This window comes from Pseudonocardia sp. Cha107L01, assembly GCF_052566575.1.
This window is the reverse complement of the sequence record NZ_CP199579.1, coordinates 331,927-350,723: the sequence shown is the minus strand read 5'-3', so window position 1 is coordinate 350,723 and position 18,797 is coordinate 331,927. Positions and strand designations below refer to the sequence as shown.

The 18,797-nt window shown below is 72.3% G+C and carries 18 protein-coding genes; 7 read left to right on the top strand and 11 right to left on the bottom strand.

Annotated elements, in window-relative coordinates; genetic code table 11:
* Nucleotide 1: 1 nt before the first annotated feature.
* The 4 genes from ACTXG6_RS01695 to ACTXG6_RS01680 are packed head-to-tail and all read right to left on the bottom strand — an operon-like array spanning nucleotide 2 to nucleotide 4,414.
* Entirely contained in the window at nucleotides 2-868 is an 867-nt protein-coding gene (locus ACTXG6_RS01695) for an alpha/beta fold hydrolase (protein ID WP_445185982.1), read from the bottom strand.
* Entirely contained in the window at nucleotides 865-2,382 is a 1,518-nt protein-coding gene (locus tag ACTXG6_RS01690; protein WP_445185981.1) for a flavin-containing monooxygenase, read from the bottom strand. Before ACTXG6_RS01690 ends, ACTXG6_RS01695 begins: the two co-directional genes overlap by 4 nt.
* On the bottom strand, nucleotides 2,382-3,356 hold the full coding sequence (locus ACTXG6_RS01685) for an AurF N-oxygenase family protein (RefSeq protein WP_445185980.1): 975 nt from the start codon (nucleotides 3,354-3,356) through the stop codon (nucleotides 2,382-2,384). Before ACTXG6_RS01685 ends, ACTXG6_RS01690 begins: the two co-directional genes overlap by 1 nt.
* Complete coding sequence (locus ACTXG6_RS01680) at nucleotides 3,353-4,414, bottom strand: SDR family NAD(P)-dependent oxidoreductase (protein ID WP_445185979.1); 1,062 nt, start codon at nucleotides 4,412-4,414, stop codon at nucleotides 3,353-3,355. Before ACTXG6_RS01680 ends, ACTXG6_RS01685 begins: the two co-directional genes overlap by 4 nt.
* A 183-nt stretch (nucleotides 4,415-4,597) precedes the next feature.
* Here ACTXG6_RS01680 and ACTXG6_RS01675 point away from each other — a divergent pair, with 183 nt between their 5' ends.
* Together ACTXG6_RS01675 and ACTXG6_RS01670 are read left to right on the top strand one after the other, a co-directional pair.
* Nucleotides 4,598-5,356, top strand: a complete 759-nt coding sequence (locus ACTXG6_RS01675; protein WP_445185978.1) for a MerR family transcriptional regulator — start codon at nucleotides 4,598-4,600, stop codon at nucleotides 5,354-5,356.
* Between the two features lie 78 nt (nucleotides 5,357-5,434).
* Nucleotides 5,435-6,613 (top strand): 4-hydroxybenzoate 3-monooxygenase, encoded by a 1,179-nt coding sequence (locus tag ACTXG6_RS01670; RefSeq protein ID WP_445185977.1) that lies wholly within the window; start codon nucleotides 5,435-5,437, stop codon nucleotides 6,611-6,613.
* A gap of 90 nt (nucleotides 6,614-6,703) precedes the next feature.
* Here ACTXG6_RS01670 and ACTXG6_RS01665 read toward each other — a convergent pair whose 3' ends face one another.
* Both ACTXG6_RS01665 and ACTXG6_RS01660 read right to left on the bottom strand, forming a co-directional pair.
* On the bottom strand, nucleotides 6,704-7,759 hold the full coding sequence (locus tag ACTXG6_RS01665) for a carbon-nitrogen hydrolase family protein (protein ID WP_445185976.1): 1,056 nt from the start codon (nucleotides 7,757-7,759) through the stop codon (nucleotides 6,704-6,706).
* On the bottom strand, nucleotides 7,756-9,384 hold the full coding sequence (locus tag ACTXG6_RS01660) for an FAD-dependent oxidoreductase (RefSeq protein WP_445185975.1): 1,629 nt from the start codon (nucleotides 9,382-9,384) through the stop codon (nucleotides 7,756-7,758). Before ACTXG6_RS01660 ends, ACTXG6_RS01665 begins: the two co-directional genes overlap by 4 nt.
* 148 nt (nucleotides 9,385-9,532) lie before the next feature.
* On the opposite strand from ACTXG6_RS01660, the gene ACTXG6_RS01655 reads away from it, so the two are divergent.
* The gene (locus ACTXG6_RS01655; RefSeq protein ID WP_445185974.1) at nucleotides 9,533-10,363 is read left to right on the top strand and encodes a TetR family transcriptional regulator; all 831 of its coding nucleotides are present in this window, start codon (nucleotides 9,533-9,535) and stop codon (nucleotides 10,361-10,363) included.
* Between the two features lie 85 nt (nucleotides 10,364-10,448).
* Here ACTXG6_RS01655 and ACTXG6_RS01650 read toward each other — a convergent pair whose 3' ends face one another.
* A complete protein-coding gene (locus tag ACTXG6_RS01650; protein WP_445185973.1) occupies nucleotides 10,449-11,459 on the bottom strand; it encodes an NADP-dependent oxidoreductase in 1,011 nt (336 codons plus the stop codon).
* A gap of 212 nt (nucleotides 11,460-11,671) precedes the next feature.
* Between ACTXG6_RS01650 and ACTXG6_RS01645 the strand changes: the two genes are divergently transcribed.
* Entirely contained in the window at nucleotides 11,672-12,310 is a 639-nt protein-coding gene (locus ACTXG6_RS01645; RefSeq protein WP_445185972.1) for a hypothetical protein, read from the top strand.
* A 12-nt stretch (nucleotides 12,311-12,322) separates the two neighbouring features.
* Here ACTXG6_RS01645 and ACTXG6_RS01640 read toward each other — a convergent pair whose 3' ends face one another.
* On the bottom strand, nucleotides 12,323-13,567 hold the full coding sequence (locus ACTXG6_RS01640; RefSeq protein ID WP_445185971.1) for an MFS transporter: 1,245 nt from the start codon (nucleotides 13,565-13,567) through the stop codon (nucleotides 12,323-12,325).
* The gene (locus ACTXG6_RS01635) at nucleotides 13,564-14,364 is read right to left on the bottom strand and encodes an NAD-dependent epimerase/dehydratase family protein (protein ID WP_445185970.1); all 801 of its coding nucleotides are present in this window, start codon (nucleotides 14,362-14,364) and stop codon (nucleotides 13,564-13,566) included. Before ACTXG6_RS01635 ends, ACTXG6_RS01640 begins: the two co-directional genes overlap by 4 nt.
* 309 nt (nucleotides 14,365-14,673) lie before the next feature.
* Here ACTXG6_RS01635 and ACTXG6_RS01630 point away from each other — a divergent pair, with 309 nt between their 5' ends.
* Nucleotides 14,674-15,324, top strand: coding sequence for a bifunctional DNA primase/polymerase (locus ACTXG6_RS01630; protein WP_445185969.1), 651 nt, complete (start codon nucleotides 14,674-14,676; stop codon nucleotides 15,322-15,324).
* A gap of 355 nt (nucleotides 15,325-15,679) precedes the next feature.
* Nucleotides 15,680-16,888 carry a DUF445 domain-containing protein gene (locus ACTXG6_RS01625; protein WP_445190320.1) on the top strand — a complete coding sequence of 403 codons (1,209 nt, stop codon included), beginning with the start codon at nucleotides 15,680-15,682 and terminating at the stop codon, nucleotides 16,886-16,888.
* Between the two features lie 394 nt (nucleotides 16,889-17,282).
* On the opposite strand, the gene crcB (ACTXG6_RS01620) is transcribed toward ACTXG6_RS01625, so the two are convergent.
* Complete coding sequence (crcB, locus tag ACTXG6_RS01620) at nucleotides 17,283-17,639, bottom strand: fluoride efflux transporter CrcB (RefSeq protein ID WP_445185968.1); 357 nt, start codon at nucleotides 17,637-17,639, stop codon at nucleotides 17,283-17,285.
* Complete coding sequence (gene crcB / locus ACTXG6_RS01615; protein WP_445185967.1) at nucleotides 17,636-18,067, bottom strand: fluoride efflux transporter CrcB; 432 nt, start codon at nucleotides 18,065-18,067, stop codon at nucleotides 17,636-17,638. Before crcB (ACTXG6_RS01615) ends, crcB (ACTXG6_RS01620) begins: the two co-directional genes overlap by 4 nt.
* A 177-nt stretch (nucleotides 18,068-18,244) precedes the next feature.
* Between crcB (ACTXG6_RS01615) and ACTXG6_RS01610 the strand changes: the two genes are divergently transcribed.
* Entirely contained in the window at nucleotides 18,245-18,718 is a 474-nt protein-coding gene (locus tag ACTXG6_RS01610; RefSeq protein ID WP_445185966.1) for a helix-turn-helix domain-containing protein, read from the top strand.
* Nucleotides 18,719-18,797: the final 79 nt, after the last annotated feature.

The window sequence follows — 18,797 nt, the reverse complement described above, 5'->3', positions numbered from 1 at the left end:
CTCAGCTGGCGGCAGCCGGGTTGGCGTCGGTGGCCGCCGACTCAGCCTTCGCCTGTGCGGCGTCGGCGATGGGCCGCGCGGCCTCAGCTCTGGCGCAGGTGTCCAGAATGGTGCGGGCCACCAGCTCTGGGTTGTCGACCATCGGCACATGCCCGCAGTCGGGCAGCGTCACGTGGTTCGCGCCGGGCAGCAACATGGCCGCGCGCAGCGCCTGGCGCGGGGGCAGGATGCGGTCCTTCTCGCCCCAGGCGACGGTGACCGGGACGGCGGGCGGCATGCCGTGCCAGCTGACCCCGCGCCCGCCCCGGATCGTCGGGATGAAGCCGGGGGCGTTGCGCATCGCCGCCGTGTCGCCCATCGCGGTGATCCGGTCGATCCGGCCGGGGTGGGCGAACAGCAGCGCCATGGTGCTGGCGCGAAGTCGTGCGTTGTTGGCGATCACATCGGTGGCGAACCGGGGGCTCCGGGCGCCGATCCGCATCATCCGCAGGATGCTCAGCGCGCGGGCCCGGTCCGAGTTGTTCCAGAAGCCGGCCGGCGAGAGCAGGGTCGCCGAGGACACCAGCCCCCGGGACGCCGCCTCGACCGAGACCAGCCCGCCGAGCGAGTTGCCGGCCACGTGCGGGCGGACCACACCGAGGGTCTCGAACACCTCGGCGAGCATCTCCATGCTGGACGGCAGGTCGTACTTGCGGCCGGCCGGCAGCGCCGGGGACAGCCCGAACCCGGGTAGGTCGATGGCGATCACGTCATGCCGCTCGGCGAGCTGGTCCAGCACCGGGCGCCAGGCCTGCCAGCGGTGCCCGATCCCGTGGATCAGCACCAGCGGCGTACCCGAGCCGCGCCGCTCGAAGTTGACCTTGATCACGCGTTGACCTCCTCAGGTCGTGAGGGGTGAGCGGCGCCAGAGGACCACTCGCCACTCACGGGTACGTAGTCGTCCGCCCGGAAGCGTAGGTTCGCCGCCAGTCTGGCCACCGACCACGGCCAGTTGGCCACGTTGTGTCCGGCGCCATCCAGGTAGTAGCTGGCGCACCCGCCGGAGTTGTACACCGTCGGCCCGAGCGCGCGTTGCAGGCTGTCGTTGAACCGCCGGTGCACGTCCGGGCGTACCTGCAGCGAGCTCCAGCCGGCGCGGGCCATGGCGCCCACCGCGTCGGCGACGTAGCGCGCCTGCGCCTCGATGGTGCCCAGGACCGACGCGTGCCCCGGGGCGATGTTCGGCCCGAGGAACACGAACAGGTTCGGGAACCCGGCGATCGTGGTGCCGAGGTAGGCCTCCGGCGCGCCGCCGGCCCAGTGCTCGGCCAGGCTGCGGCCGTCGCCGTCGAAGACGTACTGCGCGACGGGTGGGTGGGTGATCTCGAACCCGGTGCCGAAGATGACCGTGTCCACCTCGGCGGCCGCCCCGTCGGTGCCGATCACCGCGCCGGAGGTGACCGCCGCGGCGGCCGGGTGCAGGTGCACGTTCGGCCCGGTCAGGGTCGGGTAGTAGGTGTTGGAGACCATGATGCGCTTGCAGCCGAGGGTGAAGTTCGGGGTGAGCGCGGCGCGCAGCTCGGTGTCGCGTACCTGGGCGATCAGGTGCAGCCGGGCGGCCTTCTGGACCCGGCGCATCAGTGCCTCGTGCCGGAACGCCACCCCGATCGCCTCGTGTGCCGCGTAGATCCCGAACCGGACGGCGCGCTCGGTGATCGGTGCGGCGCGGAACGCGAACTGCACCGGGCGTGGGATCGGGAAGTCGACCTTGGGCAGTACCCACGACGGGGTCCGCTGGAACACGTGCAACTCGGCGACCCGCCCGGCGATCTCCGGGACGAACTGGATGGCGGACGCCCCGGTGCCGATCACCGCGACCCGGCGGCCGGTCAGGTCGTGCCCGTGGTCCCACCGCGCGGAGTGGAACGCCGTCCCGGTGAACGTGTCCAGCCCGGGCAGTGCCGGCAGCGCCGGTTGGTGCAGCGGTCCGGGTGCGGCGGCCAGCACGTTCGCGGTGTACTCGCCGTCGGACGTCGATACCCGCCACAGTTGCGCGGGCGCGTCCCAGCGTGCCCCGGTCACCCGCACACCGAAGCGGATGTCGTCATACACGCCGTGGCGGCGAGCGCTGGCCCGGAAGTAACGCTGGATCTCCGGCTGGCGGCCGTAGAACCGGCTCCAGAACGGGTTCGGGTCGAACGAGTACGAGTACCACGCCGACGGCACGTCGCAGCCGCAACCGGGGTAGGTGTTCTCCCGCCAGGTACCGCCGACGTCGTCGCCCCGCTCCAGCACCGTGAAGTCGGTGATACCCGCCGCGCGCAGGGCGATCGCGGTGGCCACCCCGGACGGCCCAGCGCCGATCACCAGCACACGCACCTGCCGGCTCGTCGGACCCGCCATCAGACCCGCCACCCCTGGGCCCGCCACAGCGCCCTGGACGCCGGCGTGATCAGCCCGAGCTCGTCGTACACCGGGGTGAACCGGTCGATGCACTCCTGCAGCACCGCGCGGCCTTCTCGGTTGGACCGCGCCGCCCGCATCGCCTCCCGCACGTCCAGCCCGGCGTCGGCGTACATCTGTGGCGTGCGCATGGACCGGGAGACCAGCCCGACGCCGACCGCCACCGCCGCGGCCAACCCCTCCCGGCGCACCCGGGGCAGCCGCGGGATCAGCCGGAACAGCTCGTCCCTTGCGAACCGCATGTGCCGCGCCTCCTCGACCACGTGGATCCGGAAGGTCTGCCGGCACAGCGGCTGGACGGTGTCGTCCTTGAGCCCGTAGCGCTGCAGCGCGTCGAACATCTCCTCCACGAACAGCACCGCCACGTAGGCCAGCGGCTCGGTGGAGAACGCGCGCAGCAGGTCGGTGGCGAAGCGGTCCAGCGGGTTGAACGGGTACGGCCCCCGGTCCAGCTTGTCCAGCATCAGCGAGAACATCGTGGAGTGCCGGGTCTCGTCGCCGAGCTCGGTGAGCGCGTAGCGCAGGTGGTTGGACCTCGGGTGGTAGCCCAGCGAGTGCCGGGCCAGCATCTGCATGAACAGGGTCTCCACCCAGATGCCGAATGCCAGGTTGTTCGCCAGCTCGCAACGGGTCAGCTCGATCCGGTGCGACCGGCTCAGCCGCTCCCACAGGTCGGTGCCGTACAGCGTGGACAGCCGTTCCGGCAGGAAGAAGGTGTCCGGCAGCCACGGCTCGTCCCAGGCCACGTCCACCCGGGGGTCGAAGCTGTGCTTGACCGAGGCGTCCAGCAGCTTGATCGCGGTGGCCTCCCGGTCCGGCACCTGGCGGGTCCGGGTGCGGGTCTTCCCAGCACCGGCACCAGACCTGCCGCCGGTCCTGCCGCCGGGGCCGATGCCGCTCGCGGCGCTGGTCATCGGGTCCTCGATTCCCTGGTGCCGGCGCGGCGGGCGGCGGGTGTCCCGGGCGCGGCGCTGTCACCGTTGTCAGCGCCGTTGTCAGCGCCGTTGTCAGCGCCGTTATCAGCGTTGTCGCTGGGACCGCCACCGCCACCGCCAACGTCGCCGCCACCGCCACCGTCGCCGAGCAGCCGGCGGCCGAGCTTCTCCAGGCCGGCCAGCGCGGGCTCGTTGGCCAGCTTCACCGCGAGCCGCAGTAGCGGGGTGGCGAAGTGGTACGTGCCGTAGGCCGCCCAGGCCCCCGCGGTCACCGGCAGCACCGGTACGTCGTGGCGCACCGCGAACTGGATCCGCCGCGCGACCAGCTCCGGGCCCGGCGCGAACCGGCCGAACACGTCCTGCGCGAGGCCGCCGCGCCGCGAGCGTTCCGCCGGGTTCAGCCCGACGAACCTGGTGGCGGCGTAGATGTTGGTGGCGATGAAACCGGGGCAGATCGCACTCACCCCGACGTTGTGCGCGGCCATCTCGGGGCGCAGCGCCTCCGACAGCATCAGCACGGCGGCCTTCGTGGCGACGTAGGCCGGCAGCAGCGGGCTCGGGGTGAACGCCGCCGCGCTGGCGATGTTCACCAGGTGGCCGCGCCGATCCGGGGCCAGCCGATGTCGCTCGGCGAGCTGGCGGCCGAACACCCGGCAACCGTGCACCACACCGAGCAGGTTGACGTCGACCAGTCGCCGCCAGTCCTCGGCGGTGTGGTCCAGGAAGCTCCCGCCCATGCCGATGCCGGCGTTGTTCACGACCACATCCGGCACCCCGTGGCTGTCCCGGACCGAGGCGCCGAACTGCTCCCAGGCGTCCGGGTCGGCCACGTCCATGGTGTGCGCATCGGCCCGGCCGCCGCGCTGGGTGATCCGCAGGGCGGTCTCGCTGGCCGACGCCGGATCGAGGTCCGCACAGATCACCATGGCGCCACCGCCGCCCGGGGGAGCGCCGAACGCCTCGGCGGTGGCCCGCCCGATCCCTGACCCCGCACCGGTCACCACAACCAGCTCCGGGTACGTCCGACCTACCGCCACACTGATCACCTCACTGTGAGCAGAACCGCGAGCAGAAATGTGAGCAGGCACCTGAGCAGACAAGTGAGTAGACATGTCGGCCGAGTCGTGCCAAACAGAATGTACCATTGGTCAATGGCGCAGTGGAAGCATTAGGGTCTTCCCTGCCGGGAGCACGGTGACGGGCCGAGCGCGAGGGAGTCGATGGCCGAGTACCGGATCGACGAGCTGGCCCGGTTCGCGGGGACGACCAGCCGGAACGTGCGCGCCTACCAGGAGCGCGGACTGCTGCCGCCGCCGCGCAAGGAGGGCCGGGTCGGCATCTACACCGAGACCCACCTGGCCCGGCTGCGACTGATCACCTCACTGCACGACCGCGGGTACACCTCCGCGCAGATCGCCGAGCTGATCGCCGGCTGGGAACAGGGCCGCAACCTCGGTGAGGTGCTCGGCCTCGAGGAAGCCCTGAACAGCCCGTGGACCGACGAGATCCCGACCTACCTGCCCACCGAGCAGATCCGGGCGTTCCTGGCGGCCGACCTGACCGCCGAGCCGGGCCTGTTCGACCGGATCGTGCGGCTCGGCCTGCTCAAGCCGGAGGGAGACCAGTGCCTGGTGCCCAGCCCGCAGCTGATCTCCACGGTCGCAGAGCTGGTCAGCCGGGGTTTTCCGCTGGCCGACCTACTGACGCTGCACGAGGCCATCTCGCCGGCCATCGATGACGTCGCGCGGCGGATGGTCGAGGCCGGCTCGGCGCACCTGATCGAGGAGCACGGCGAGGCCTGGCTGCCGGTGGACGGCGAGGTAGGCGAGATCACCGAGCTGCTGCAGCGGCTGCGCCAGTTGGCCATGTCCTCGGTGCAGGGCCTGCTCGCGCACGCCATGGAGCGGCACGTGGCGGACGTGATGGGCGAGCACCTGGTGCGGGTGATCAAGCAGCAGGCGCCGGAGACAGGTGTGTGAGCGTGCGAGCCCTTCTCTCTTCCGGTAGGCGGAATAGTGGCTGGTCCGGGCGTTGAGGCGGCGGCCAGGATGACAGGCATGGAACGCACTCAGGTCGCCATTGTGGGCGCCGGGCCGGCCGGCCTGCTGCTCGCTCACCTGCTGCACGCGGAGGGTATCGACGCGGTTCTGCTGGAGGCCCGGTCCAGGGAGTACGTGGAGAACCGGGTGCGCGCCGGCGTCTGCGAGCACACCACCGTGGCGTTGCTGCGCGACCTCGGGCTCGCCGACCGACTGGACCGGGAGGGGCTGCCGCACGAGGGTTTCTCGCTGCGCTTCGACCGTGCCGACCACCGCATCGACCTGGCCGCGCTGACCGGCCGGACGATCACCGTCTACGGCCAGCAGGAGATCATCAAGGACCTCATCGCGGCGCGCCTGGCCAGCGGGCAGCACATCGAGTTCGAGGCGGCCGACGTCGCGCTCCACGAGCTGGACACCGAGGCGCCCCGGGTCACCTGGACCGACGCCGCCGGGGCCGCCCGTGAGCTGCGCTGCGACGTGGTCGCGGGCTGCGACGGGTTCCACGGGGTCAGCCGCCCGGCCATCCCGGCCGCCGCGCTGACCACCTACGACCACACCTACCCGTTCGCCTGGCTGGGGGTGCTGGCCGAGACGGCGCCCTCGTCGGAGGAGCTGATCTACGCCCGGCACGAGCGCGGGTTCGCCCTGCACAGCATGCGGTCGCCCGGGGTGACCCGGCTGTACCTGCAGGTGGACCCGGCGGAGCGGCTGGCGGACTGGTCGGACGCGCGGATCTGGGACGAGCTGGCCACCCGGCTGGAGGTGGACGGGGAGTTCACCCTGCGGCAGGGACCGCTGCTGGAGAAGGGCATCACCCCGATGCGCAGCTTCGTCACCGAGCCGATGCGCTACGGCCGGCTGTTCCTGGCCGGGGACGCCGCGCACATCGTGCCGCCGACCGGTGCGAAGGGCATGAACCTGGCGGTGGCCGACGTGCGCCGCCTCGCCCCGGCGGTGGTCGCGCTGCTGCGCAAGAACGACTCGACGCTGGCCGACGGGTACTCCGAGCAGTGCCTGCGGCGGGTCTGGCGGGCCGAGCACTTCTCCTACTTCATGACCACGATGCTGCACCGCGCCGCCGACGCGGACCCGTTCACCGACCGGTTGCAACTCTCCCAGCTGCGCTACCTGGCGAGCTCGACCGCCGCCGCAACCAGCCTCGCCGAGAACTACGCCGGTCTCCCCTTCGACTGACCGTCCGTCCGGCTCGCACAGACCGGCTGCGGGCCGCACAGACCGTGCAAGGTCTGTGCGAGCCACAGCCGGTCTGTGCGGCGCGAACCACTACGCCGTCGTGGCCTGGGGTTCCTCCGCCTTGTCGGTGGGGCCTACCTCGTCCGGCAGGTCGCCGCCGGGCCAGGTCTGCCAGGAGTGCTTGCGCAGCGCGCGCATGGCCCTGTACTTGACCGACCCGTGGGTGTTCATCGCGGTCCACGCCGCCCGGGTGGACACGCTCAGCGGCGGGATCCAGTACATCGGGCCGAGCGGGTCGACCGGCTCCGGCGCGGCCAACGTCACCGTCGCGGCCACGTGTGCCTCGCCGTCCTCGGCGGTCAGCCTGGCCAGCACGGTGCCGTCGCGCTCCACGATCTGCGTCTCGCCGACCATCACGGTGCGCCACGGCACCCCGGGCGCCAGTGGGGTGTCGAAGTCGATCGGGCCGACGTGCGACGGCATCACCACCGGCGCGCCGATCAGCCGGGCCATCTGCCGGGGCAGCTCGCGGGCGTGCTGGCGCTGCAGTGCGTGCTCGCGCGCCGCCCACAACCCGAAGGGGCCCCGCCAGTTGGTCGGGTACGACGGCCAGCACATTCCGCCGAGCAGCAGCCGGACCTGGCCGCGCAGCCGGGCGGCGGTGCCCATCCTGGCCCACTCCCAGCCGTTCGCGATGCCGACCGGCGCGCCGTCCAGCGCGGCCAGCGTGGTGCGCCCCGGGTCGTCGCCGCCGGTGTAGTAGTTCTGCTCCCACATGGTGGGGATGTCCTTGTCGTGCAGGTGTGTCCGCCCGTCCGGCTCGGCCAGCACGTAGGTGCCGTAGACGTCCGAGCCGCGTCGGGCCAGGAAGCCGCCGCCGACCACCACACCCAGCTCGCGGGCCAGCCGCCGGTAGAGCTGCATCGGGGCCCCGTCGATCGGCCGGGCCACGCCGTGCAGCGCCTTGGCGTAGACGTTCGGCGACGAGCCCGCCTCGGGCACCGTGACGATCGCCGGCGAGTGCTCCCGCACCGCGTCCCTGATCAGGCCCTCGAGCCGGATCAGGTTCTCCTCGACCGCGCCGAGGCGCAGCGCCGGCTGGATCGCCGCGATCTTCACCGTCTGCGTCTGCGTTGAGTCGCTCATAGGGTTGCTACCACCGTGTCCGTCGGCTCCGCGGCGAGCGGAGGTGTATTGGTCGGGGTGTTACTGATCGGGGTGTTACTGCTCTTGTTCGTGCCGGTCGTCGCGGCATGGCCGTTGTCCTCGGGAACTGGGGCCTCGGGAACTGGGGCCTCGGGAACTGGGGCCTCGGGAACTGGGGCCTCGGCAACTGGGGTCTCGGTTGTGACCGCCGCGGTCCTGGCGACCGGGCGGGTGGGCGCCGGCGGCTTCGGGTCGGGGTGCTCCGAGCCGGGTACCACCCGACTGGAGCGGAACCGCCGGCCGAGCAGCTCCTGGCGAACGCCGACGTGCACCTTCAGGTCGGCGACCGCCTCCCGCACCGTCGCCGCCGCCGGCTTGCCGCTGGTGCCGCCGCGCAGTGCATCGACCAGGCCGGTGCCCAACCGGGCCAGCGTCAACACCTGGGGCAGGGTGCGGCCGCGGCCGAAGACGTCGCCGATGTCCGGTCCCTGCCCCCGGGAACGGCCGGACCGGCGGACGATCTCGGTGAGAATCGGGGAGACCGGCTTGACCTCGGTCTCGATGTTGCCGAAGTGGTACGCGTGCACGCACTCCTGGTCGCGCTCGCGTTCCCAGCGGCGCAGCGCCATGTCCAGCTCGGCGGGGTCGTCCAGCACCGGGGTGGCCATCTCGGCGAGGCGGCGGCCGGACCACAGGGCGTCCCGCTGCCCCTGGCCGATCACCGGGTCCTTGAAGTGGCCGGCGTCCCCGGCCAGCGCCCAACCGGGCCCGCTGGAGGCGCGGAAGTAGGCCGACGTGTCGCCGGTGGCGCGCAGCTTGGTGAGATCGGTACAGCCGGCGATCCGCTCCGCCATGCCGGGGTGCTGGACGAGCTTGCGCTGCCAGTACGCCTCCTGGTCGTCCATCGCCTCGGACGCCTCGCTCGCGGCGCCCATGAACAGCATCAGCATCCTGGGGCCCGGCGCGGACGGGAACATGAAGGCTAGCGAGTCGCCGTCGCGCCACTGGTAGATGGTCTGGCCCTCGCGGGTGCCGTACATCGGGTCGTCGGCGTAGCGGAACACCAGGCCGCGGCCGTTGCGGGAGCCCCGGTACGGCCGGAACGCGCCGACCGCCGCGGCCACCGAGGAACGCCGGCCGTCCGCCCCGATCACCAGCTTGGCCTCGATGTCGGTCTGGTTGCCGTCGCTGTCGGCGAACCGGACGCCGCTGGTCCGCCCGCCCCGCCACAGCACGTCGACCAGCCGGTGCCGCTCCCGGACGTCGGCGCCGGCGGTACGCGCCGCGGCGACCAGCTCGACGTCCTGGATGGTGCGCGGCACGCACATGCAGTAGTCGGTAGGGCCGACCTGGCGCCAGCGCTCGAGCAGCTGCGCGTCGCCGTTGCTGGTGAGCTGCAGCCAGGGCGACTGCGTCGGGTTGCTGGCCAGGATCGCGTCCAGCGCGCCCATCCGGCGCAGCTCGTCGACCCCGTCGGGGAACAGCAGGTGGGTGGACATCTGGTCGGACGGGAACCGGGACCGGTCGAGCACCACCACATCGAGCCCCGCCCTGGCCAGATGGGCCGCCGCGCAGGCCCCGGCCAGTCGGGCACCGATGATCACGACATCGCAACGCTGCGCCATGTGCCACCCCTTGATGTGATCTGTGGCACTGATAATGCTCCAACCGGCCTAATAATGCAAGTACATTCATTTTTGAATGAACCTATAATTTGCGGATGACAGGTCGCGCGGGCCGCACGCGACAATGTGCGGGGCGAGAGGGGGAGGCGTGGCGGAGCGGGAGTCGGGGGACGTGCTGAGGCACAGTCCCCGGGTCACTCGGCGCCGGGCGCGCACCAGGGAACGCATCCTGGACGTGGCCGAGGAGCTGTTCGGGGCGGGCTACCAGGCAGCCAGGATGGAGGAGTTGGCCGAGGCGGCCGACGTCTCGGTCGGCTCGATCTACGTGCACTTCGGCAACAAGGCCGGGCTCTACCTCGCGCTGGCCGAGCGCGCGGCGGACCAGTTCGCCGCGTACCTGGACCGGGCCTGGCAGTCGGACTGCACGGCACTCGAGAAAGTCATGGCCTGCGGTGAGCTGTACCTGCGGTTCCACCTGGAACACCCGAACTCGTTCCGCTTCCTGGCCTTCGACGGCTTCGGCACCGAGCTGGACCAGGTCGACCAGGAGCTGCGCCAGCGGGTCGGGGAACGGCTCGACGAGATCCTCGGGGTGTTCCAGGCGCACATCGAGATGGCCATCGCGAACGGTGAGGCGGACCCGAGCTTCACGCCGAAGGAAGCCGCGCGGTTCCTCTGGGGGGCGTGGAACGGGGTGGTCTCGTTCAGCCTGCGCAACGACCGGATGGCGCTGACCGACGAGGAGATCGCCGCGTGCCTGCGGCTGGGGCGACGGATGGTCAACGAGGGGCTCACCGCGCCGGCCTACCGGGACGCGGACGGCCGGTCGAGGGCCCGGTTGGTCGGTGCCGGCGAGCTGGCGGAGCCGGGGCGGCGGGGGACATCCGGTGAGCGGGGCGGGTCGGCGGCCGCCGGTGAGCGGGGCGGGTCGGCGGCCGCCGGCGAGCCGGCCGAGCCGGGCCCCGCCGCCGGCCGGTAGCGCCGGGCGACGGGGTGACCGGGTCTCAGCGTCGCCGGGCCCCGCCGGACCTCAGTTCCAACTGGTCGTCAGTCCCAACTGGTCGTCAGTCCTTGCCGATCTGCAGCACGAGCTTGCCGAGGTTCTCCCCCCGGAACAGCTTGGGCAGGGTCGCCGGGAAGTCGCCCACCGAGCCGGTGACCACGTGTTCCTTCGAGTGCAGCTTGCCGGCGCGCAGCCAGCCGGCGATCTCGGCGCCCGCCTCGGCGTACCGGTTGGCGAAGTCGAACACCACGAAGCCCTCCATCCGGGCCCGGTTGACGAGCAGGCTCAGGTAGTTCTTCGGGCCGTAGGGCTGGCCGGAGTTGTACTGGCTGATCGCCCCGCAGATGACCACCCGAGCACCGCGCGCGAGCCGGCGGAGGCCGGCGTCCAGGACCTCGCCGCCGACGTTGTCGAAGAACACGTCCACCCCGTCCGGCGCCGCCTCGCGCAGGCCCCGTGACCAGCCGTCGACCTTGTAGTCCACCGCGGCGTCGAAGCCGAGCTCGTCGGTCAGCGTGGCGCACTTCTCCGCGCCGCCGGCGATGCCGATCACCCTGCAGCCCTTGATCTTGGCCAGCTGACCGACCATGCTGCCCACCGCGCCGGCCGCGCCGGAGATCAGCACGGTCTCCCCGTCCTTCAGCGCCCCGACGTCGAACAGCCCGAAGTACGCGGTCATCCCGGTCATGCCCAGCGCGCTGAGATACGTGGTCATCGGCACGGCGGACGGGTCGACCTTCTGCACACCGCGCCCGTCGGAAATGGCGTACTCCTGCACGCCGAACACACCCGTGACGTGGTCACCGACGGCGAAACCCGGGTTCTTCGACTCCACCACCTCACCGCCGGCGAGCGCCCGCATGACCTCGTTCAGCCCGACCGGCGGGATGTAGGACGGCCGGTCGTCCAGCCAGGCGCGCATGGCCGGGTCCAGCGACAGGTGGGTCACCCGCACCAGGATCTGGCCGTCCTCCGGAGTGGGCACCGGCTCCTCGGTGTGCGCCCAGTCGCTCGGGACAGGCTCGCCGGTCGGCCTCGCGGCCAGCCGGATCTGGTGGTTGGTGGCGTCCATCGTGCTCCTGTTCGTCGTCTGGCGGGGCGGCGTTCGCCGCGTACTGGCTACAGCGTGCTGGATACGAGACTGACACTCAGCGGCGCGCTGTGCTGACCTGGCCACGGTAGTGACCTTGGGTAGATCATCGTCGGCGTCGTTAGGGTGATGGCCCGACGAACGTGGCCGGAGGTGGCCGCGTCATGATCAGCTACCGGTGGAGGGGGACGGACGTGGCCGCTCGGCATGACTCCGGCCGCCCTGAGGGCTGGGTGGTCGCCGCGGTCGCCCTGGTGTTCCTGCTGGGGACCGGCGTGCTCGGCTACCTCCTGGTGTCCCCGCCGCGCGACCCCGCGCCGGCAGCCGCGTCGACCCCGGCCGCGGGCTCCCCGGGCGCCGGTGCCCCGGCGGCCGGCGCGGCCGACCCCCGGCTGGACGGGGTGACCGCCCGGCTGCGCGGCGTCGGCTACCGGGTGACCACGGCGGGCAGCGCCGACGGCACCGACTGCGCGGCGAACGCCTACGGCCAGAGCCGGGCCTACCTCGGGGCGCACCGCTGCGTCGGGTTGCGCCGCGCGCTGCTCGAGGTCCAGGGCCAGCGGGGCGGGTCGGCGCTGCTCGCGCTCGCCTGGGTCGGCATGCCGGACGAGACCGGCGCGGCCGACCTGAAGGCGGAGCTCGACCGGCCCGGCTCGGGCAACATCGTCGAGCTGTCCAAGGACGACGAGCGGTACCGCAACGTCGCCTTCACCGGCATCTACTACGCCTCCGCGCGGCAGGCCGCGACGGTGGTCACCGCCGAGGCGCAACCCATCGCCGCCGGCCTCACCGCCGCGCAGCTGAAGAACATCGCCGCCGCCGCCGTCCGCTGACCCGAGCGCCGGCTAGGTGGGCGCCCGGGGCGGGTCGGTGGCCAGGGCCGCCAGTGAGGCCAGTGCGGTCAGCGCGGCCAGGACGGCGAAGCCGGTCGGGTAGCCGCCCACCCGGTCGGCGACCAGGGTGCCGCCGGCGGGGGCCAGCGCGATGGCCGCGGTGATCGGCGCGGAGAACACGCCGTTCACCCGCCCGAACGCCCGGGTGCCCCAGCGGTCGGCTACCGCGGACGCCTGCAGCAGGGTGTGCGCGCCGCGGGCCGCTCCGGCCAGTACGGCGAGTGCGATCAGCGCGGCCGCCGGCCCGGGGAGCAGCCCGAGCGCGGCAACGCAGACGGCGGCCGCCGCCGGGATCACCGCGGTGCGGACCCGGGTGGACGAGCGGCGGGCCAGGGCGCCGTACCCGGTGCGGCCGAGCACCTGCCCCACCCCGACCAGCCCGAGCGCCCAGGCGGCGAACCCGGTGCTGTAGCCGCGCCCGGTGAGCAGCGGCACCAGGTTGATCGTCGCCGCGTAACTGCCGAAACCGGTCAACGTCATCACCGCGACCAGCACCAGGAACGGCCGGCTGCGCAGCACCGACGCACTGTGCGCGAGGTCCTCGGCCCGCACGGCCGGGTCCCGCCGGCGCCGGCCGGGCCACCGGGGCGTCAGGCAGCAGCCGTGCAGCGGGATGGTCACCAGCGCCAGCACGCCGGCCAGCACCAGGTAGGTCTGCCGCCAGCTCAGCGCGCCGAGCAGCGCGGCGGTCAGCGGGGCGAACACCGTGCTGGCCAGCCCGGCGGCCAGGGTCAGCGTGGTCAGCGCCCGGATCCGCCCGGCCGGCGGGTACCAGCCGGTCAGCGCGGCGAACGCCGGCGGGTACAGGGTGGCCGCCTGGGCCAGCCCGGCCAGCGCCCAGGCCAGGTAGAACCAGCCGAGCCCGGGCGCGGCGGCGATGGCCACGACGGCCAGTACGCCGAGCACCGAGCCGCTGGTCATCACGACCCTCGGTCCCCGGGTATCGATCAACCGCCCGACCGGCACACTCGCCGCCGCGGCGACCAGCGCGCCGGTGGAGAACGCGCCGATGGCCTGGGCGGTGGACCAGCCGGTGCTCCGGGTCAGTGCGACCAGCAGTACCGGGAAGGCGTAGTAGAGCACGCCCCAGCTGGTCACCTCGGTGATGCAGAGCGCGGCCAGTGCCCTGGTCGCGCCGGCCGGCGCCGGGACGTGGTCGGTGGCGGCCCGGCCCGGTTCGTGTTCCGGTTCGGTCACCCCGGTCCCGTCGCGCCGGACATCCAGGCGGCCGTCCGCGCCAGGCCGTCCGCCAGCCCGGTCGGTTCGAATCCCAACGCCCTGGCCCCGGTGTCGTCCACCCGCACCGGGCCGAGCTTGCCGTACACCTCGGAGCGGCTGGCGAACGTCGAGGCGTCCGGGCCGAGCGAGGACCCGGGGGGCAGCGCCCGGACCCGGTGCGGGCTGCCGACGAGCTCGGCGTAGCGGTGCAGCACGGCGCCGAAGCCGGCGATCTCGCCGCACAGCACGTACCGCTGCCCACCCCGGCCGTGCCGGTAGGCCAGCAAGTGCCCGAGCGCCACGTCCTCGGCCAGCACCCAGCCGACCGTCGCGTCCACCACCTCGGCCACCTCGCCCCGGGCGGCGGCGAACAGCGCGTTGTAGCTCGACGGCCCGGCCGGACTCGGGCCGTAGATGCTGGCCGGGTTCAGCACCCCCGTCTCCAGCGCGTCCCCGGCCCAGTTCCCCGCGCCGTTCCCCGCGCCGATCCCTGCGCTGATGAGCACCGTCGCGGTGCCGACCACGTTCAGCCGCCGGGTTTCCTCGGCGGACCGGCCGACACACGCGGCCAGGTGGAATACGCCCTCGCAGCCCTCGGCGGCCCGGCGCATCGCGGCCGGATCGGTGAGCTGGGCGACCACCCACGGCACCCCGGGCGGCAACAACCCGGCCCGCTCCGGGGTGCGCACCGCCGCGCGCACGGCCAGGCCCCGCTCCCGCAGCAGGGCGACCAGCGCGGCGCCGACGTACCCGGTCGCTCCGGTGACGAGCAGCATCGACTCATCCTGACCGGGGCCACGGCGGCTCGCACAGCGACCGGCGGTCAGACCCATCGGTCACATCAAAAGGAGTAGCCGCCGAGCCCCGGACAGCTGCCGGTTATCCCCCAGTCACCCGATTGACACGTTTAAACGATCATCGGGTTCCCCATTCATCTCGGCGTCACGCCCAGTGAGCGCTGTCGTCCGTTTCATGCACACCTTCGGCACCACTCATGTGTTGTGCTTCACATCGAGATACCGCGCACAACACGGGTTTTCCGGCCCGGAGCGCGGGGCGGACGAGCAGGTTGTGGAGGCTGACAGATGTCGTCATGGTGGAACAGTTCACGAGCCGTCTACGGCGCTGAGCTGCGAGCCGGAGCGCTCTGTCTGGTCGATCACGGCTGGCCGGTGGTACCGGGCACCTGGTGGCAGGGCGACGGTTGGCACGGGCTGCCGGATCGACCGGGATGGAACCTGGTGCCGACGGTGCCGGGCGGGGTCGACGCGGCCAGTTGTGACCCGGCCCAGGTGGCGCGCTGGTGGTCGACCGCGGCGCACTCGGTGCTGCTGGCCACCGGCGGCGCGCTCGACGTCGTCGAGGTGCCGGCCTGGATGGGTCGGCGCATGGCCGCCACGCTGCGCGGCGTCGGCCTGGTCGCGCCGCTCGCCGCGACACCGGCCGGCCAGTGGTGGTTCCCGGTCCGTGTCGGCCAGCGGGACCTGCCCGAGCTACTCACCGACGCCGGCGTGGTGCTGCACGGCGAAGGTTCCTGGGTCATCGCGCCGCCGTCGGAGTGCGCGGACGGCCTGGTGCACTGGCGGGTCAACCCGTCGGCCTGTGGATGGCGGCTGCCCGCGTCCGAACTGGTGCAGAGCGCTGCCGCCGAGGCCGCCCGGTGGCGCGCGTCCGAGGGAGACGACCGGTCGGTAGCCCAGCGGCCGACCGGCGTCGCCTCCGGTATGCGGTCCTAGCAAGGGGCCGCGAGGTATAGCGCTGGGGCTCTTTGCTCCGCTGTGGCGACCGTCGGGGCGCGCCGGAGCAGCCCGAGCGACCAGGCCGGGGTTGGTGGTCCGCCCGCCGCCAACCCCGGCCGATACGTTCTTCGTTCCACAACGTATCGGTGCCGGGCGTGTGACGTACCCCGCTTCCGGGCACTATGGATATGTGCAGATAGCCGCACGGAGCACCGAACCAGCCGCTGGGGTGGCCGGCGGCCCCGGCACGCCCCCGCCGCCCGCGTCCGCCCCTCCGCCACCCGCCCGCCCGGTGGTCCCGGTCGGGCTTGACTCGCTGAACAGCGAGGCCAAACGCCGCGACCTACGGCGGATGAAGCTGATCGCCACCGGGTTCCTGGTCGCCGCGACCCTGGTGTTCGTGGCCGCCCAGCTGTGGCTGGCCCGGGGCGGGCCCGATTGGGTCGGCTACGTCCGGGCCGCGGCCGAGGCCGGCATGGTCGGCGCGCTCGCCGACTGGTTCGCGGTCACCGCGCTGTTCCGTCGCCCGCTCGGGCTGCCGATCCCGCACACCGCGATCATCCCGACCAAGAAGGACATGATCGGGGACAGCCTCGGCGACTTCATCGGCACCAACTTCCTGGCCGAGGAGGTGGTGCGGGACAAGCTGCGGCGCACCGAACTGGCCCGCCGGGTCGGCGGCTGGCTGTCCGAGCCGGTCAACGCGGAGCGGGTCACCGCCGAGCTGGCCACGGCCGTGCGGGGCGCTGTCACCGTGCTGCGCGACGAGGACGTGCAGGACGTGCTCGAGCAGGTGGTGGCCCGCCAGCTGATGAAGCAGCAGTGGGGTCCGCCGCTGGGCCGGGTGCTGTCCGGCGTGCTGTCCGACGGCACCCACCACAAGATGGTCGACCTGGTCTGCGACCGGGCCTTCGACTGGGTGCGCGGCAACCACGACCTGGTGATGCGGGTGGTGTCCGACCACGCGCCGACCTGGTCGCCGAAGTTCGTCGACGAGCTGATCGCGGACAAGGTGTTCAGCGAGGTGCTGGCGTTCTCCTGGGCGGTCAAGGTCGACCCGGAGCACCCGATGCGCAAGGCGATCGACAAGTTCCTCATCGAGTTCGCCGGCGACCTGCAGACCGACGAGTCCACGATCGAGCGCGCCGAGCAGATCAAGCACCAGATCGTGGCGCACCCGGACGTGCAGAAGTTCATCGGCAAGGCCTGGACCACGGTCAAGACGATGATCCTCGACGCCGCCGCCGACCCGTCCAGCGCACTGCGCCGCCGGGTCGCGGACGGGCTGGCCGCGGTGGGCCGGCGGCTGACCACCGACCCGGAGTTCCGCGCCAAGATGGACGGCTGGGTCGAGGAGGCCGCCGGTTACGTGGTGCGGCACTACCGGGCCGAGATCACCACGCTGATCACCGACACGGTGTCGCGCTGGGACGCCGAGGAGACCTCCCGCAAGGTGGAGCTGCAGGTCGGCCGGGACCTTCAGTTCATCCGGATCAACGGCACCGTGGTCGGCTCGCTCGCCGGCCTGGTCATCTACGCCGTCTCCCAGTTCATCACCTGACCGCCCCGCCCCTCCGGCCCCTCCGGCCCCGCCGGCGCGAGCTGGGTTTCCATCCACGCGAGTCGGGGCTCCCAGCACACTGAGTCGGGGCTCTCAGCACACTGAGTCGGGGCTCTCAGCACCCGAGGGTCGCTAGATTCGGCAGGCGAGTCGTTGGATCTTGCGGAGCGGATCGCGGGATACGGGTATGTCGGTTGGCACGACGGTTCGGCGGGCCCATGCCGGCTGTGCCGGGGGACTGAACGCTCCCGCCGCGTCGCCAGCCGATGAGCGGTGTGCCGAAACGCCGCCCGACTCGGTGTGCTGAGAGCCCCGACTCGGTGTGCTGGGAGCCCCGACTCGGTGTGCTGAGAGCCCCGACTCGCGGGCGGGGGTTGACTCGCGCGGAACGGGGTTAGAGGGCGGCGCCGATGGCCAGGCCGAGGCCGGCGGTGCCGAGGCCGGCGGCCACCGAGCCGAAGGCGTTGAGCGTGGCGTACAGCAGGGCGCGCCGGCTGGCGAGTGACACGGTCTCGTAGCCGAAGGTGGAGTAGGTGGTCAGCGCGCCGCAGAACCCGGTGCCGATCAGCGCGACCAGGTGCGGTGACGCGGTCGACCCGAGTACCACGCCGAGGACCAGCGAGCCGACCGTGTTCACCGTGAAGGTGCCCCACGGGAAGCCGCTGTCGTGGCGGGACTGCACCACCCGGTCGGCCAGGTAGCGCAGCGGCGCCCCGATCGCGCCGCCGAGCAGCACCAGGAGCACGGTCATCGGTCCGCCCCCGAGAACAGCCCGCCGGCCGCGCGGGTCGCCAGGATGCCGACCCAGGTGGCGGCCAGCGCGGCGACCAGGGTGCCCAACAGGTAGCCGAGGGCGACGCCGACGGCGTGCGCCGCGAGCAGGTGCTCGACGTCCACCGCGTAGGTGGAGAATGTGGTGAACCCGCCGAGGATGCCGGTGACCAGGAACGGCCGGGCGAGCGGGTGCGGTGTTGTCAGCTCGGTGAGCACCACGATCAGCACGCCGATCAGCAGCCCGCCGACCACGTTGGTCAGGAACGTGGCCAGCGGGAAGTGACCGGGTACCGGGGGGATGGCGAGCGCCAGGCCGTACCGGGCCAGTGCGCCCAGCGCGCCGCCGGCGGCCACCGCGCCGAACGCCGGACCCTGCCCGGCGAGTGGTCGTGCCGGCACTGTCACCGCGTACCTCCCTGCCCTCGGCGACAGATCATCCCCCGGCCGCCTCGACGGTCCACTTTCGAGGTGGCGCAGACGTGGTGCAGGCCACGTCACCTGCGCAAGCATGGCGCTTGCTCTAGCTAGCACAGTGGCGTACTGTCGGTATTCGTAAGGACAGAAACCAGGGAGGTGGTCGAGATGAGCAAGGCCGAGCAGAACCCGGTCGAGCAGGTCGGCCACGCCGTGGGGCAGGCCGTCGAGGACATCGGCGCCTACATCAGGCAGCAGCGGGAGGGCGCGCACGTTTCACTGCGCCAGCTCGCCAGGGTGGCGGGGGTCAGCAACCCGTACCTCAGCCAGGTGGAGCGGGGCCTGCGCAAGCCGTCGGCGGAGATTCTGCAGCAGATCGCCAAGGGGCTGCGGATCTCGGCGGAGGCCCTCTACGTCCGCGCCGGGATTCTCGAGCAGCGGCCGGCCAGTGCGGTCACCGATGCGGTATTCGCCGACGACGAGCTGACCGAGCGGCAGAAGCAGGTGCTGCTCGACATCTACCAGTCGTTCCGGCGCGAGAACGATGCGGCGAAGCCGGCCGACTGGGCGCAGGCCGTTCAAGTCGACAGTGCTGTTGACCCGGTAGTCGACCCCACCGCGGTCGACCAGCACAAGAGCTAGCCCGTCCGTCCGGAAACACACTTGAGCGCGACACCCACCGGGCCAGTCGCGGAATCCATGCAACAGGAAAGGTGACCAT